Here is a 15,024-nt window from a genome sequence, read left to right on the forward strand (position 1 = left end):
CGCCCTGTCAGCCGGCCGCGACGGCCACGCGCATCGCCTCGGCGTCGAGCTCCGCGCCGTACGCCGGCTTGTCGCGGTCGAAGCGGCGGCCCTCGGACAGCGGCCCGGCGTCGACGACATCGAAGCCCAGGTCGTCGGCCAGCGAGGCCACGACCCGCTTGGCCTCGGCGTCGTCGCCCGCGATCGGGACCGCCCGACGTCCCGGATCGCCGGCGGGCCTGGCCGCCGAGACGATGTGCGCGGCCTGGATGGCGTTGAACGCCTTGACGACGCGAGAGTGCGGAAGGTGCGCGGCGAGGAGCTCGGTGGGGCTGGTGCGGCCCTCGTCGATCTCGGGGAACCGGCCGTCCCGCTCGAAGTAGTAGTTGTTGGTGTCGATGACCACCTTGCCGGCTAGAGGTGCGACCGGCACCTGCCGGTAGCTCTTGAAGGGGATCGTGACCACGACCAGGTCGCCCTCCCTCGCCGCCTCCTCCGCGGTGCCGGCCCGTGCCCGCTCCCGAGCTCTGCCACGAGGTCGGTGAGCGTCTCCGGGCCGCGAGAGTTGGAGAGCACGACGTCGTAGCCGTGGGCCACGGCCTGACGCGCGAGGGCCGTGCCGATTTGTCCGCTGCCGATGAGTCCGATGGTGGTCATGCCGGTCCTAACCGCGCGGGCCGCGAGGACCTTCCCCTGGCATCCGGACCGCTCCGGCGGTCTCGGACCCGGCACCTCATCCGTGCGGGGGTGTCGTGCCGGGCGAGGATCGAGGAGACTGAGGCCGCCACCGACCGACGTGGCCGGAACCGGACGGGAAGGGTGGCTCTACGCAGGTGACGACGCCGCTGACGCCCCCCGGCGACCACACCCCGGCGTACGCCGCCACCGACCTCACGACCTGCGACACCGAGCCGATCCACGTGCCCGGCGCGATCCAGCCGCACGGCGTGCTGCTGGCGCTCACCGAGGACGCCGCCGAGGTCGTCATGGCGTCGGTGAACGCCGCTGCCATGCTCGGGATCGCCGCCGACGACGTCGTGGGTCGGCCGCTGGCCGACGTGCTGGGGCCGGAGGCTGCTGCGCAGGTCGAGCTTCGCGTCGTGGAGGGCTTTCCGGTCGAGCCGCTGCTCGTCCGGCTCGACGAGGTGGCGGCGGGCGAGCTCGCGGGCCGGGAGTGCGACCTGCGGGTGCACCGCTCCGGCTCCCGTGTGGTCGTCGAGATCGAGGCGGTGGAGCACGCCCGTGCGACGCCGATGACCTACCAGTCCGCGCGCAGCGCCATGTCCCGGCTCGGTGCGTCGACGACGGTCACCGATCTCACCGAACAGATCGCCCGCGAGGTCCGGTCCCTGACCGGGTTCGACCGGGTGATGGTCTACCGCTTCGACGACGAGTGGAACGGCGAGGTGGTCGCCGAGGAGAGGCGCCCCGACCTGAACCCGTTCCTCGGGCTGCACTACCCGGCCAGCGACATCCCGGCCCAGGCTCGCCGTCTCTACACGGTCAACTGGCTGCGGCTGATCGCTGACATCTCCTACGTGCCGGTGCCGCTGACCCCGATCCTCGACCCCGGCACCGGCACGCCGCTGGACCTGTCGCACTCGTCGCTGCGCAGCGTCTCGCCGATGCACGTCGAGTACCTCTCGCACATGGGGGTCACCGCCTCGATGTCGGTGTCGTTGGTGGTCGACGGCGAGCTCTGGGGGCTCGTGGCGTGCCATCACTACTCGGGGCCGCATCGCCCGCCGCTGGACGCCAGGTCGGCCGCGGAGTTCCTGGCGCACGTCGCGTCGCCCATGATCGCCGACCGTGAGCGCGCCGACGACCGCGAGGCCGCGCTGGCGACCCAGTCCCTGCTCGCCGAGATCACCGCACGCGTCTCGGCGAGCCCGGAGGCGCCCCTCGACGCGATGCTCGCCGACCCGGCGCTGCTCGCGCTGATGAACGCCACGGGGCTGGCCATGAACTTCGACGGCGTCGTGCGGACGCGGGGGCAGGTCCCCGACCTGGCATCCCTGCAGCGCATGGCGGCCGTCACCGACCACCCCGACCGCTACGCGATCCAGACCAGCCACCTGGCGGCCCTCGACCCGGGTTTCGCCGAGCTCGCCCCGGTCGCGTCCGGCGTACTGCGCATCGGCGCGTCGCCCGAGCGCTGGCTGATGTGGCTGCGTCCCGAGCTGGAGCGGGTCGTCGACTGGGGCGGGGACCCGACCAACAAGCAGCTCGCCGCGGCCGAGGGTCCGCACGTGCGCCTGAGCCCCCGCCGCTCCTTCGAGCAGTGGCGACAGATCGTGCGCGGCCACAGCCAGGTCTGGGCGCCCTGGGAGGTCGAGGCCGCCGACGTCCTCGGGCGGCACATCAACGGGCTGCTCCTGCTGCGCTCGCGCGAGCAGATCGCGCTCGCGGAGTCGCTGCAGCGCCAGGTCGTGCTCGACCGCGCGCCGGACTTCGACGGGGTGGAGCTGGTGGCGAGCTACGAGCCGGCCTCCAGCAACCAGCTGGGCGGCGACTGGTGGGACGCCTTCGAGCTGGCGCCCGGACGGCTGGCCCTGGTGATCGGCGACGTCGCCGGCCACGGTGTCTCCGCCGCGTCCGCGATGACCCAGCTCCGTACTGCCCTGCGCGCCTACCTGTTCGAGGGCCATTCGCCCGGCGACTGCCTCGACCACCTCGACCGGCTGATGGACGGGCTGCTCGACGTGCGCGTCGCCACGGCCGTCGTGGTGGTGCTCGACGTGGTCACCGGCGAGGCGGAGATCGCCAACGCCGGTCATCCGCCGCCGCTGCTCGCCGCACCGGGCAGCGTGGTCGAGGTCGAGGGCGAGGTCCGTCCGCTGCTGGGGGTCGGCGAGGGGCGGGCCGAGCCGGTCCACCTGGAGCTGCCGAGGGGCTCGACGCTGCTGCTCTACACCGACGGGCTCATCGAGCGCCGAGGCTCGGACATGGCCGAGCGCACCGGTCGGCTGCACGCGATCACCTCGGCCACGACAGCCGACGAGCCGCTCGAGGCGCTGCTCGCCCGGGTCCTGGCCATGCAGGGCGACACCGAGGCCGACGACACCACCGTCCTGGCCGTACGCCGCACCTGATCAGCCCCGCCGGCCGACCACCGCGCAGGCGCCGAGCTCGTCGTCGACGTGGAGGCGGGGCTCGAGCCCGGCGGCCGCCACCAACGCGACCGTGGCGGGCGCCTGGTCGCGACCGGTCTCGACCAGGATCATGCCCCCGGGTGCGAGCCAGCCCGGGGCCGCGGCGAGCAGGCGGCGCTGGACGTCGAGGCCGTCGGCGCCGCCGTCGAGGGCGAGCCGGTGCTCGTGGTCGCGGGCCTCGGGCGGCATCGAGGCGATCGCCCCGGTCGGGACGTAGGGCGCATTGGCGACGATGATCTCGGCGCGGCCCCGGATCCGGGCGGGCAGTGCCTCGAACAGGTCTCCGGCGTGGACCCGCTCGGGTGGGAGGTTGCGGCGCGCGCACGCCACCGCCGCGGGGTCGAGGTCGGCGGCGTGCAGGTCCAGGCCGGGCTCGCGGGCCAGCAGTGCGGCACCCAGGGCGCCGGTGCCGCAGCAGAGGTCCACCGTCACCGCACCGTGGCGCAGCCGGGCCGCGGCCAGCCGCACCAGCAGCATGCTGCGCTGACGGGGCACGAAGACCCCCGGCGCCACGGCGTACCGCCGTCCGTCGAGCTCGGCCCAGCCCAGCACCTGCTCGAGCGGCCGTCCCGACTCCCGAGCCCTCAGCATCCGCTCGAGGTCGTCGTGGTCCGCGGCCTGCGCGACCAGCAGCGCCGCCTCGTCCTCCGCGAAGACGCATCCGGCGGCCCGCAGCCGGGCCGTGATGGCGTCGAGCGCGTCGTCCTGCACGCGGGCATCGTGTCACCACCGCCGCCCGAGCCGCCGGGCCGATGCGGCGAAAACTAGAACGCGTTACGGTTTCCACGTGACCCCGGACGTGTTCGGCCCCGCGCAGCTCGGGCCGGTGCGCCTGCGCAACCGCACGGTCAAGGCCGCGACGTTCGAGGGACGATCGCCGCAGGGGCAGGTGAGCGACGGGCTGGTCGACTACCACCTCGCCGTCGCGGAGGGCGGGGTCGGGCTCACGACCGTCGCGTATCTCGCGGTCGCGCCCGAGGGCCGCACCCACGCCGAGCAGATCGTCGTGGGCCCCGACACGGCCGCCGGCCTGGCGCGGCTCGCGGACGCGATCCACAGTGCGGGGGCGGCGATCGCCGGGCAGGTCGGGCATGCCGGGCCTGTGGCCAACGGTCGGTCCAACGGGGTCAAGGCGATCAGCGCGAGCCGGATGCCGAGCCCGCTGTCGATGCAGATGGTGCGGGCCGCGACCGAGGCCGACCTGACCCGCGTCACCCGCGCGTACGTCGCCACCGCGCGGAGCCTGGTCTCGGCCGGGTTCGACGTGCTCGAGCTGCACATGGCGCACAGCTACCTGATCTCCTCCTTCCTCGCTCCTGGGCTCAACCGCCGCAAGGACCGCTGGGGCGGCTCGCTGGAGAACCGGGCCCGTCTCGCGCGGCAGGTGGCGCGCGCCGTACGCGAGGAGGTCGGCGACGAGGTCGCGGTCACCGCGAAGGTGTCGCTGAGTGACGGCTTCAAGGGCGGCGTCACGACGGACGCCGGTCTCGAGCTGGCGCGGATGCTGGAGGCCGACGGCCACCTGGACGCGCTCCAGCTCAGTGGCGGCAGCTCCCTGATGAACCCGATGTACCTCTTCCGCGGGGACGTACCGCTCCGGGAGTTCGCGGCGTCGATGCCGCTGCCGGTCCGGCTGGGGATGCGCACCCCCGTCGGGCGCGGGTTCCTGAAGCACTACGACTTCCACGAGGCCTACTTCTGGGACAAGGCGCTGCGGTTGCGCTCCGAGCTGTCGATGCCGTTGATGCTCCTCGGCGGGATCAACCGCCTGGACACGATGGAGCGCGCGATGGAGCACGGCTTCGACTTCGTCGCCATGGGCCGCGCCCTCCTGCGCGAGCCCGACCTCGTCCACCGGCTCCAAGCCGGCCGGCAGCGCGCCGGGGTGTGCATCCACTGCAACCGCTGCATGCCCACCATCTACTCCGGCACCCGCTGCCCGGTTGTTGCGGGCGGCTGATCGGCAGCAGCTTGTAACTCACTGTGACGACCTCTCTCATGCCCTTACCAGGGTGTGGAACAAGAAGTAACGGTGAGTTAGAAGCCGAGGCCTTCCGCCGACCTAGAACCTGTTCTAGGTTGACGCCATGCCCCAAGCGATCCCCGAGCGCCGGCTGCGCGTCGTCGTCTGGTCCACCGGCACCCTCGGGCGGCATGCGATCGCCGGGATCGACGCGCACCCCGACCTCGAGCTGGTCGGGGTGTGGGTGTCCAACCCCGACAAGGACGGCAAGGACGCCGGGGTGCTCGCGGAGCTGGGCCGCGAGCTCGGGGTGGCGGCGACCAGGGACCGAGACGCCCTGCTGGCGCTCAGGCCGGACGCCATCGTGCACACCGCGATGGCCGACGACCGGGTGCTCGAGTGCATCGAGGACCTGATCTCGTTCGTCGAGGCCGGGATCGACGTGGTCAGCAGCGGCCCGGTGCTCCTGCAGTGGCCGGAGGGGATCCTGCCGCCCGAGATGCTGACGCGCATCGAGGACGCCTGTCGCGCCGGGGGCGCGAGCCTCCACGTCAACGGCATCGACCCCGGCTTCGCCAACGACGTGCTGCCGCTGGTGATGACCAGCCTGAGCCGGCGCATCGACGAGATCCGGGTCATGGAGGTCTGCGACTACTCGACCTACTACCAGCCCGTCGTCATGCGCGACATGTTCGGCTTCGGACAGGCGATGGAGTCGCGGCCGCTGCTGTGGGAGCCGGGCATCCTCGCCATGGCCTGGGGCAGCGTCGTACGCCAGATTGCGGCCGGGCTCGGCGTCGTGCTCGACGAGCCGCTCACCGAGGAGGTCGACCGGCGGGCGGCCGAGGTCTTCACCCCCTCGGTCTCCGGCGACATCGAGGCCGGCACCATGGGCGCGGTCCGCTTCCAGGTCGTCGGCAAGGTGCACGGGACCCCCCGTGTCGTGCTCGAGCACGTCACCCGGACCGCGCCGGACCAGGTGCCGGAGTGGGAGACGCCGCCGGCGGGCAGCGACGCCTGCTACCGGATCCGGATCACCGGCGAGCCGATGATGCAGGTCGACTTCACCCACCACGGCGAGCACGGCGACCACAACGTCTCCGGGATGGTCACCACCGCCCAGCGGCTCCTCAACGCCCTGCCGGCGGTCGTGGCGGCCGAGCCCGGCCTGGTCACCGCGCTCGACCTGCCGCTGGTCACCGGCCGCGGGCTCGTCGCCCGATGAGCATCCTGGACCGCTTCGCCGTCACCGGCCAGGTCGCCATCGTCACCGGTGCCGGCCGCGGCCTCGGGGCGAGTACGGCGGTCGCGCTCGCGGAGGCCGGCGCCGACGTGCTGATCTCCGCTCGCACCGGGAGGCAGCTCGACCGCGTGGCCGAGCGGATCCGCGCGACCGGGCGCCGCGCGATCGTGGTCCCGGCCGACCTCAGCGACCTGGACGCGGTCGCCGGCCTCGCGCAGACGGCCTACGACGAGCTCGGGCGCCTCGACACGGTGGTCAACAACGTCGGTGGCACCTTCCCGACCGAGTTCCTCCAGACCAGCAACGAGCTCCTCAACGAGGCGTTCAGCTTCAACGTCACCACGGCGCACGCGCTGACCCGCGCGGCGGTGCCGCTGATGCTGCGCGACGACGAGCTGCCGAAGAGCGTCGTCACGATCAGCTCGATGATGGGCCGCACCGCCGACCGCGGCTTCCTGGCCTACGGCACCGCCAAGGCGGCGCTCGCCCACTGGACCAAGCTGGCGGCCCAGGACCTCGCGCCGCGGATCCGGGTCAACGGCGTCTATGTCGGCTCGATCATGACCAGCGCGCTCGAGTACGTCGCCGGGCAGCCCGAGCTGATGGAGCAGCTGGAGACCAGGACGCCGCTGCGCCGGGTCGGCGAGCCGGAGGACATCGCGGCCGCGGTGCTCTACCTCAGCTCGCGGGCCGGCCAGTACGTCACGGGCAAGCTGCTCGAGGTCGACGGCGGCATCCAGCAGCCCACCCTCGACCTCGGGTTCCCCGACGTCGGGCAGTAGCGTCCGACCCGTGACCACGGATTCCGCACCCCGCCGCGACCCCGGCGTCAGCACGGCGTACGCCGTCTCCCCGGACTCCGGCGAGCACTGGACCGCGGAGGGTGCCTGGCGCGTGGCCGACGGCATCTTCCGGATCCCGCTGCCGCTGCCGATGGACGGCCTGCGCGCCATCAACGTCTACGTCATCGAGACCGACGACGGCCTGACCCTGGTCGACGGGGGCTGGGCCATCCCGGTCGCCCGGGAGCTGCTCGAGCGCTGCCTGAAGGACGTCGGCTACGGCTTCGGGGACCTGCGCCGCTTCCTGGTCACCCACGTGCACCGCGACCACTTCACGATGGCCACCGTGCTCGGCCACGAGCTCGGCATCGACGTCGCCCTCGGCGCGGACGAGAAGCCGGCGCTGGACCTGCTCAACAACATCGAGGACCTGACCCGCAACCCGTTCGTCGACGTGCTGGTCTCGGCCGGGGCCCGCGAGGTCGCCGCGCAGTGGGTGCGGATGGACGAGCACCGCGAGGCGCCGGACATGTCGGTCTGGGCCTACCCCGACACCTGGCTCGAGGGCGACCACGAGATCCCGGTCGGGCGGCGCACCCTCGACGCGGTGCACACGCCCGGGCACACCCCGGGGCACTTCGTCTTCGCCGAGCGCGAGGCCGGCCTGCTGTTCGCGGGCGACCACGTGCTGCCGACGATCACGCCGTCGATCGGGTTCACGATGCCCGCCGCCGAGCAGCCGCTGGGCGACTTCATGGCCTCGCTGACCAAGGTGCGGGGGCTGCCCGACCTCACCATCCTGCCGGCCCACGGCCCCGTCGCACCGTCCTCCCATGCCCGTGTCGACGAGCTGCTCGAGCACCACGAGCGCCGGCTGGCCGACAGCCTGGCGCTCATGGGGGCCGCGACCGTCACCGCCCACGACGTCGCGCAGGGCCTGGGCTGGACCCGCCACGAGACGCCGTTCGGCGAGCTCGACGTGTTCAGCCAGGGCATGGCCGCGATGGAGACCAAGGCCCACCTCGAGCTGCTGGTCGCACGGGGTCAGGCCGCGCGCGAGGAGACCCCCGAGGGCGTGCTGTTCCGCGCTCAGGAGGCGTGAGGGCGCCGCATCGGCACGTGCGGGATGCCGTCCTCGATGAACTCCTCGCCGTCGACGACGAAGCCGTGCGAGGCGTACCAGCCCGCCAGCGGAGCCTGGGCGTCAAGCACCAGGTCGCGGCCCGGGCAGACCGCCATCGTCGCCCGCATCAGCTCGTCGGCCAGGCCGCGGCCACGCGCGGCGCGGGCCAGGACCACCCGCCCGATCCGCCACTCGTGGGCGTCGTCGACCGCCCGCGCGTAGCCGATCAGCGCGCCGTCCTCGCGCAGGAGCACGTGGCGGGTGCCCGGCTCCAGGTCGCGCCCGTCGAGGTCGGGGAAGGGGCAGTCCTGCTCGACGACGAAGACATCCTGGCGCAGCCGCCAGACGGCGTACGCCGTGCGGGTGTCGAGGTCGTCGAAGCCGACGACCTCGATGCTCACCCCAGCCATGCCAGCAGCTGTCGCCAGGCCCGCTTCGCCTCGGGGATGAGTGGCAGCAGCGGGTAGACGTGGAGGAGCCCCGGCTCCTCGATGTAGGTGAGGTCCCAGTCGGACTCCTGCGCGCGCCGGGCCAGCAGGCGGCACCCCGGCACGAGCAGGTCGCGGGTCCCGCAGAACATCAGCGTCGGCGGCAGTCCGTCCAGCGGCGCGAGGGCGGGGGAGGCCTCGTGGCGGGTCAGCCGCTCCGGGCCGCCGGCCCACCACTCGGCGTACGTGCGGAGCTTGCCGATGAACAGCCAGGGGTCGACGGCGTCCAAGGCCTCGGTCTCCTCGGCCGTGCTGGTCGACAGGTCGACCCACGGCGAGAAGAGCGCCATCCGGGCGGGCTGCGGGCCGCCGCGGTCGCGCAGCGTCTCGGCCACGGCCAGTGCGAAGCCGCCGCCGGCGGAGTCGCCCAGCAGCACCAGCGGCCCCTCCTGGGCCCAGTCCGACACGTGGTCGGCGACCGCGAGGTGGGAGGCGTCCACCGTGTGCTCGGGCGTCAGCGGGTAGTCCGGGATGACGACCCGCGCCCGGAGCTCGGTCGCCAGCCGCACGACGTAGCGCACCTGGAAGGGGTCGGCGGGGGCCATGAACCCGCCGCCGTGCAGGTAGTAGAGCGTGAAGTCGGGGTCCAGGCCTCGCGGCGTCACCGTGTACGACGTGAAGTCGCCGTCGGGCCCCTGGAGGGTCTCGGTGGTGAGTGTGTAGCGCCGGTCGAAGCGCGGCACGGCGCGAGTGGGCAGCGACGACGGCAGCGTGGCGTGCCACTGCTCGACCCGCGCCCGCTCGGAGGCGACGTCGTCCAGCTCCTGCGACCCCCGCAGACGCGGCAGTGCCCAGACCAGGAGCTGGTGGCGGCGGCTCGGCATGCGACGAGCGTCGCACACGAGGTGTCACAGACGAAGGGGCGCCGGTGTCTCGTGGCCAGACACCCACTCGAGAAGGAGCAGCCATGCCCAGCACGTTCCGCATCCCCCAGGCCACGATCTCCGGCCCCTACGGCAAGGCCCTGACCACCTACGCGCGCCGCACCTGGGGCAAGGTGCCCGACAACGCCTACGTCCTGTGGCACCACCGCAAGGTGGCCAAGGCGGTGTTCTCCTTCGAGAGCAAGGTGAGCAGGTGGGACCGGCTCGACGCGCACCTGAAGTCCTACGCCGAGCTTGCGAGCGCGGCGGTCATCGGCTGCTCGTGGTGCGTCGACTTCGGCTACTTCCTGGCCCACCACGAGGGCCTGGACCTCGCCAAGCTCCGCGAGGTGCCCCGCTGGCGCCAGTCGACGGTCTTCACCGACGTGGAGCGCGACGTGCTCGAGTACGCCGAGGCGATGAGCGTCACCCCGCCCACCGTCACCGACGAGCTGACGCAGCGGCTGCTCGGCGCGCTCGGGGTCCCGGCGGTCGTGGAGCTGACCCAGATCGTCGCGCTGGAGAACATGCGCTCGCGCTTCAACGCCGCCGCCGGCCTCCAGAGCCAGGGCTACTCCGACGTCTGCGAGGTGCCGATCGTCCTACCCTCGACCTCATGACCGGTACGACGGAGGAGTTCGTCGCCCACCGCAACCTGCTCTTCACCGTCGCCTACGAGATGCTGGGCTCGGCCGCCGACGCCGAGGACGTCCTGCAGGAGACGTGGCTGCGGTGGGCCGAGGTGGACCGGGACTCGGTGCGCGAGCCGCGTGCCTACCTCGTCCGGATCACCACCCGGCTCGCGCTCAACCGGCTGCGCACCGCGGCCCGGCGCCGGGAGACCTACGTCGGCCCGTGGCTCCCCGAGCCGCTGCTGACGGTGCCCGACGTCGCCGAGGACGTCGAGCTGGCCGACAGCGTGTCCACCGCGATGCTGCTGGTGCTCGAGACGCTCACGCCGACCGAGCGCGCGGTGTTCGTGCTCCGCGAGGTCTTCGCGGTGGGCTATGACGAGATCGCGGCCGCCGTCGACCGGACCCCGGACGCCGTACGGCAGATCGCGCACCGCGCCCGGGGCCACGTCGAGGCGCGGCGGCCGCGGACCCGGGTGACGGCCGCCGAGCGGGACGCGGTGTTCGCGCGGTTCATCCAGGCCGCATCGACCGGTGACCTGCAGTCGCTCATGGACGTCCTGGCGCCCGACGTCGTGCTCCTCACCGATGGTGGCGGGGTCACGAAGGCCGCCCTGAGGCCGATCCACGGCTCGGAGAAGGTGCTGCGGTTCCTGGCCGCCGTCGGCGCCGGTGGCGCGGCGGCCGTCGACGTGGTGCAGGTCAACGGCGGGCCGGCGCTGCGCATGTTCAACGAGACCGGCCTGGACACCCTCGGCACCTTCCTGATCGAGGACGGCCTGGTCACCGCGATCTACTTCGTCCGCAACCCGCACAAGCTCGCGTGGCTCGAGGAGGAGACCGCCCTCGAGCGGTGACCGGGCTGCACGCCGGGAGGGGGGCGCTCGGACATCTGCCGGCCGTCGGTCCGCCGGCCACCGGGCCTCGCGGCGGCCGGCCACCGGTCGCGCTAGGGTGGCGGCACACGACAGGGGAGCAAGCGCGAGCTTGCTGAGAGTGCGGACCAGCCGCAGACCCTTGAACCTGCTCCGGCTAGTACCGGCGAAGGGAGTCATCCATGAGGTCCATTTCCGCTGCCCATGCGCCCACCCGCCTGGCCGCGGTCGCGCTGACGGTCTCACTGGCCGCCACGGGCTGCTCGCTGATCGGCTCGGGCGACGACGACGCGCGCGCCGAGGAGGCGGGCGGCGAGGTCGTCCTCGTCACCCACGAGTCCTTCTCGCTGCCCGACGAGGTGGTCGCGGCGTTCGAGGAGGAGTCCGGCTACGAGCTCGTCGTGCGGGCCGCCGGTGACGCCGGCGCGCTGACCAACAAGCTCGTCCTCACCCAGGGCAACCCCACCGGCGACGTGGCCTTCGGCGTCGACAACACCTTCGCGTCCCGGGCGCTCGAGGCCGATGTCTTCGAAGCGTCCGACGTCGACCTGCCCGCGGGTGCCGAGACCTACCTGCTCGAGGGCGACGCGGACCGCGCGCTCACGCCGGTCGACAACGCCAGCGTCTGCGTCAACGTCGACGACACCTGGTTCGCCCGCAAGGGGATCGCGCCGCCGCAGACGCTCGACGATCTCACCGACCCCCGGTACCAGGATCTGTTCGTCCTGCCCTCGGCGGCGACGAGCTCGGTCGGCCTGGCCTTCCTGCTCACCACGATCGACAAGTACGGCGAGGACTGGCCGGGCTACTGGGCCGACCTCATGGCCAACGGCGCCCGGCTCACCAGCGGCTGGTCGGACGCCTACCAGACCGACTTCACCCAAGGCGGCGGCAAGGGGGACCGGCCGATCGTCCTGTCCTACGACTCCTCGCCGGCGTTCACCGTCGACGGCAAGGGCGGCACGACCACCAGCGCGCTGCTGGACACCTGCTTCCGCCAGGTCGAGTACGCCGGCGTGCTGGCCGGAGCCGCCAACCCCGAGGGTGCGCAGGCGCTGGTGCAGTTCCTGGTCGGCCCCGAGGTGCAGGCCGCGCTGCCCGACAGCATGTACGTCTTCCCGGTCGTCGCCGGCACCGAGCTGCCGGCCGACTGGGCGAAGTTCGCCGAGCAGCCGGCCGAGCCGCACGAGGTCGACCCCGCCGAGGTGGCCGAGCAGCGCGACGACTGGCTCACCGAGTGGCGCGACGTCACGAGCGGGTGAGCGCGTCGATCAGGCCGCCGGTCCGGTCGTGGGGGCGTCCCGCGTCGCTGGTCGCCCTCGCCCTGCTGCCGGTCGTGGTGCTCGGCTGCTTCTTCGTGCTGCCGGTCAGCGGCATGGTCGCCCGGGGCTTCTGGCCCGACGGCGAGCTCGACGCGGGAGCGGTCCTGGACGTGCTCACCCGGGCCCGGACCGGCCAGGTCGTGTGGTTCACCGTCTGGACCGCCGCGGTGGCGACCCTGGTGGCGGTGCTGCTCGGGCTGCCGGCGGCGTACGCCCTGCACCGCCTGGACTTCCCGCTGCGGCGTGCCGTCCGCGCGGCCCTGCTGGTGCCGTTCGTGCTGCCGACCGTGGTGGTCGGCGTGGCGTTCCGCCAGCTGCTCGGAGAGGCCGGACCGCTGGGCTTCCTCGGGCTCGACGGGACGCCGGTCGCGATCGTCGCCGGGCTGGTCTTCTTCAACGCGGCGGTGGTGATCCGCGCGGTCGGCGCCTCGTGGGAGTCGCTGGACGCCCGGCCCGCCGAGGCCGCGGCCGCGCTCGGCGCCACCCCGCTCCAGGTCCTCCGCACGGTCACCCTCCCGGCGCTGCGCCCGGCCATCGTGTCCGCGGCGAGCGTGGTCTTCCTCTTCTGCGCCACCTCGTTCGGGGTGGTGCTGACGCTGGGCGGCACCGAGTACAGCTCGGTCGAGACCGAGATCTACCTGCTCACCACCAACTTCCTGGACCTGCCCGGCGCCGCCGCCCTCTCGATCGTCCAGCTGGTCGCCGTGGTGTCACTGCTCGCGGTCGCGGCCCGGCTGCGCGCCACGCCGGACCCGACCGTCGTACGCGTGCCGCCCCGGCCGCGGCGGCCCGGCCGCGGCGACCTCCCGGCGGCCGCGATGACGGGCCTCCTGCTCGTGCTCGTCGCCGCTCCTGTCGTCACGCTGGTGCTGGGCTCGCTGCGGGTGGACGACGCGTGGAGCCTGGCCAACTACCGGGCCCTCGACAGCGTCGGTGAGCAGCAGGCGCTGGTGGTCCCCGTCACCGAGGCCCTGGTCACCTCGCTGCGTACGGCGGTCGACGCGACCTGGATCTCGCTGCTGCTGGGGCTGCTCGTCGCGCTGGCGGTGACCCGGCGCTCCCGCTCGCGCTCCGAGCGCCGGATCCGCGGCGTCCTCGACGGCTTCTTCATGCTGCCGCTGGGGGTGTCCGCGGCGACGCTGGGCTTCGGCTTCCTGATCACGCTGGACCGCCCGCCCCTCGACCTGCGCGACTCGGCGCTGCTGGTGCCGGTGGCGCAGGCGCTCGTGGCGCTGCCCCTGGTGGTGCGCACGCTGGTGCCGGTGCTCGACGGCATCGACGACCGGCAGCGCCAGGCCGCGGCCTCCCTGGGAGCGGGTCCACTGCGCACCCTGCTCACCGTCGACGCCCCGGTGCTGTGGCGTCCGCTGCTGGCGGCGGCGGGCTTCGCGTTCGCCGCCTCGCTGGGGGAGTTCGGGGCCACGGCCTTCCTCGCCCGCGACGAGTCCGCGACGCTGCCGGTGGTGATCTTCCGGCTCATCGGCCGCCCGGGCGAGATGAACTTCGGCATGGCCCTGGCCGCCTCCGTCGTCCTCGCCGCCACGACCGCGCTGGTGATGCTCGTCGTCGAGCGCCTGCGGGTCCCGTCCCTGGGAGCCCTCTGATGAGCCTGTCCCTGTCCGGGGTCTCGGTCGACTACGACGGGGTGCCCGCCGTCGTCGACGTCGACCTCGAGCTGCCCACCGGTCAGGTGCTGGCCGTGCTGGGGCCCTCCGGCTCCGGCAAGTCGACGCTGCTGCGCGCGGTCGCCGGGCTGGAGCCGGCGCGCGGCACGATCGCCTGGGCCGGCCGCGACCTGAGCGCCGTACCGACCCATCGGCGGGGCTTCGCGCTGATGTTCCAGGACGGGCAGCTCTTCTCCCACCTGAGCGTCGGGCGCAACGTCGGCTACGCGCTGCGCCTGCGCAAGGTGCGCGACGCCGGCGAGCGGGTGGAGCGGCTGCTCGAGCTGGTCGGCCTGGCCGGGTACGCCGACCGGCTGCCCGCGACCCTCTCGGGCGGGGAGCGGCAGCGGGTGGCGCTCGCCCGCGCGCTGGCGGTCGAGCCACGGCTGCTGCTGCTCGACGAGCCGCTGTCCGCCCTCGACGCCGGACTGCGCGAGCGCCTGGCCGGAGAGCTGCGCGACATCCTGGTCGCCGCCGGCACCACCGCCCTGATGGTCACCCATGACCACGACGAGGCCTACGCCGTCGCCGACCGGATCGCGGTCATGCGCGAGGGCCGCGTGGTGCAGAGCGGGCCGATCGGCGAGGTGTGGGCGGCGCCGGCCGACCCCGAGACCGCGCTCTTCCTCGGCTACGCCCGGGTCCTGGTGGACGACGCGGCCGCGTGCCTGCTCGCCGCGGCCGGCCTGCCGGCGGGTCCGGCGGTCGCCGTACGACGCTCGGCCCTGACGGTGGACGAGGCCGCGCGCCCGGACCGTCCCGAGGACCTCAGGGGCGTCGTGCTGTCCGCGCGGGTCACGCCGGACCAGGTCCGCCTGGTGGTCCAGGTCGCCGGGCTGGGTGAGCTGGACGCGGTCGCGGCGGTCGGCACGCACCCCGCTCCGGGGGAGTCGGTGCGGCTGGGTGTCGATCGGGCCCGACTCGCGGTCATGCGTTGA

General features: G+C 73.4%; 13 protein-coding genes, 1 pseudogene and 1 riboswitch. Of the genes and pseudogenes, 10 read left to right on the forward strand and 4 right to left on the reverse strand.

The window, feature by feature from the left end; genetic code table 11:
• Window positions 1-7: 7 nt before the first annotated feature.
• Window positions 8-636: pseudogene (locus LQ940_RS02020) on the reverse strand (NADPH-dependent F420 reductase).
• Between the two features lie 176 nt (window positions 637-812).
• On the opposite strand from LQ940_RS02020, the gene LQ940_RS02025 reads away from it, so the two are divergent.
• Window positions 813-3,071 carry a SpoIIE family protein phosphatase gene (locus LQ940_RS02025; RefSeq protein WP_231240842.1) on the forward strand — a complete coding sequence of 753 codons (2,259 nt, stop codon included), beginning with the start codon at window positions 813-815 and terminating at the stop codon, window positions 3,069-3,071.
• Here LQ940_RS02025 and LQ940_RS02030 read toward each other — a convergent pair whose 3' ends face one another.
• Window positions 3,072-3,842 (reverse strand): putative protein N(5)-glutamine methyltransferase, encoded by a 771-nt coding sequence (locus LQ940_RS02030; protein WP_231240841.1) that lies wholly within the window; start codon window positions 3,840-3,842, stop codon window positions 3,072-3,074.
• 76 nt (window positions 3,843-3,918) lie between these two features.
• On the opposite strand from LQ940_RS02030, the gene LQ940_RS02035 reads away from it, so the two are divergent.
• The 4 genes from LQ940_RS02035 (at window position 3,919) to LQ940_RS02050 (ending at window position 8,221) form a co-directional block, all read left to right on the forward strand.
• On the forward strand, window positions 3,919-5,091 hold the full coding sequence (locus LQ940_RS02035) for an NADH:flavin oxidoreductase (RefSeq protein ID WP_231240840.1): 1,173 nt from the start codon (window positions 3,919-3,921) through the stop codon (window positions 5,089-5,091).
• A 127-nt stretch (window positions 5,092-5,218) separates the two neighbouring features.
• Complete coding sequence (locus LQ940_RS02040; RefSeq protein WP_231240839.1) at window positions 5,219-6,319, forward strand: NAD(P)H-dependent amine dehydrogenase family protein; 1,101 nt, start codon at window positions 5,219-5,221, stop codon at window positions 6,317-6,319.
• Window positions 6,316-7,119 carry an SDR family oxidoreductase gene (locus tag LQ940_RS02045; protein WP_231240838.1) on the forward strand — a complete coding sequence of 268 codons (804 nt, stop codon included), beginning with the start codon at window positions 6,316-6,318 and terminating at the stop codon, window positions 7,117-7,119. The genes LQ940_RS02040 and LQ940_RS02045 overlap by 4 nt, the downstream gene beginning before the upstream one ends.
• Window positions 7,120-7,129: 10 nt before the next feature.
• Window positions 7,130-8,221: an MBL fold metallo-hydrolase gene (locus LQ940_RS02050; RefSeq protein ID WP_231240837.1), complete on the forward strand. Its 1,092-nt coding sequence runs from the start codon at window positions 7,130-7,132 to the stop codon at window positions 8,219-8,221.
• On the opposite strand, the gene LQ940_RS02055 is transcribed toward LQ940_RS02050, so the two are convergent.
• Together LQ940_RS02055 and LQ940_RS02060 are read right to left on the reverse strand one after the other, a co-directional pair.
• Window positions 8,209-8,643 (reverse strand): GNAT family N-acetyltransferase, encoded by a 435-nt coding sequence (locus LQ940_RS02055; RefSeq protein WP_374229431.1) that lies wholly within the window; start codon window positions 8,641-8,643, stop codon window positions 8,209-8,211. The genes LQ940_RS02050 and LQ940_RS02055 overlap by 13 nt on opposite strands.
• On the reverse strand, window positions 8,640-9,554 hold the full coding sequence (locus LQ940_RS02060; protein ID WP_231240835.1) for an alpha/beta hydrolase: 915 nt from the start codon (window positions 9,552-9,554) through the stop codon (window positions 8,640-8,642). Before LQ940_RS02060 ends, LQ940_RS02055 begins: the two co-directional genes overlap by 4 nt.
• Before the next feature lie 83 nt (window positions 9,555-9,637).
• Between LQ940_RS02060 and LQ940_RS02065 the strand changes: the two genes are divergently transcribed.
• From LQ940_RS02065 to LQ940_RS02085, 5 genes are all read left to right on the forward strand, one after another.
• Window positions 9,638-10,213, forward strand: a complete 576-nt coding sequence (locus LQ940_RS02065; protein WP_231240834.1) for a carboxymuconolactone decarboxylase family protein — start codon at window positions 9,638-9,640, stop codon at window positions 10,211-10,213.
• A complete protein-coding gene (locus LQ940_RS02070; protein ID WP_231240833.1) occupies window positions 10,210-11,082 on the forward strand; it encodes an RNA polymerase sigma-70 factor in 873 nt (290 codons plus the stop codon). Before LQ940_RS02065 ends, LQ940_RS02070 begins: the two co-directional genes overlap by 4 nt.
• Window positions 11,083-11,184: 102 nt before the next feature.
• Window positions 11,185-11,292, forward strand: a riboswitch (TPP riboswitch).
• A complete protein-coding gene (locus LQ940_RS02075; protein ID WP_231240832.1) occupies window positions 11,283-12,362 on the forward strand; it encodes a thiamine ABC transporter substrate-binding protein in 1,080 nt (359 codons plus the stop codon). (Overlaps the previous riboswitch by 10 nt.)
• Window positions 12,338-14,026, forward strand: a complete 1,689-nt coding sequence (locus LQ940_RS02080) for an ABC transporter permease (RefSeq protein ID WP_231240831.1) — start codon at window positions 12,338-12,340, stop codon at window positions 14,024-14,026. The genes LQ940_RS02075 and LQ940_RS02080 overlap by 25 nt, the downstream gene beginning before the upstream one ends.
• Window positions 14,026-15,024, forward strand: coding sequence for an ABC transporter ATP-binding protein (locus LQ940_RS02085; RefSeq protein WP_231240830.1), 999 nt, complete (start codon window positions 14,026-14,028; stop codon window positions 15,022-15,024). The genes LQ940_RS02080 and LQ940_RS02085 overlap by 1 nt, the downstream gene beginning before the upstream one ends.

It is taken from the genome of Nocardioides sp. cx-173 (assembly GCF_021117365.1).
In the GTDB taxonomy this organism is placed as follows: Bacteria; Actinomycetota; Actinomycetes; order Propionibacteriales; family Nocardioidaceae; genus Nocardioides.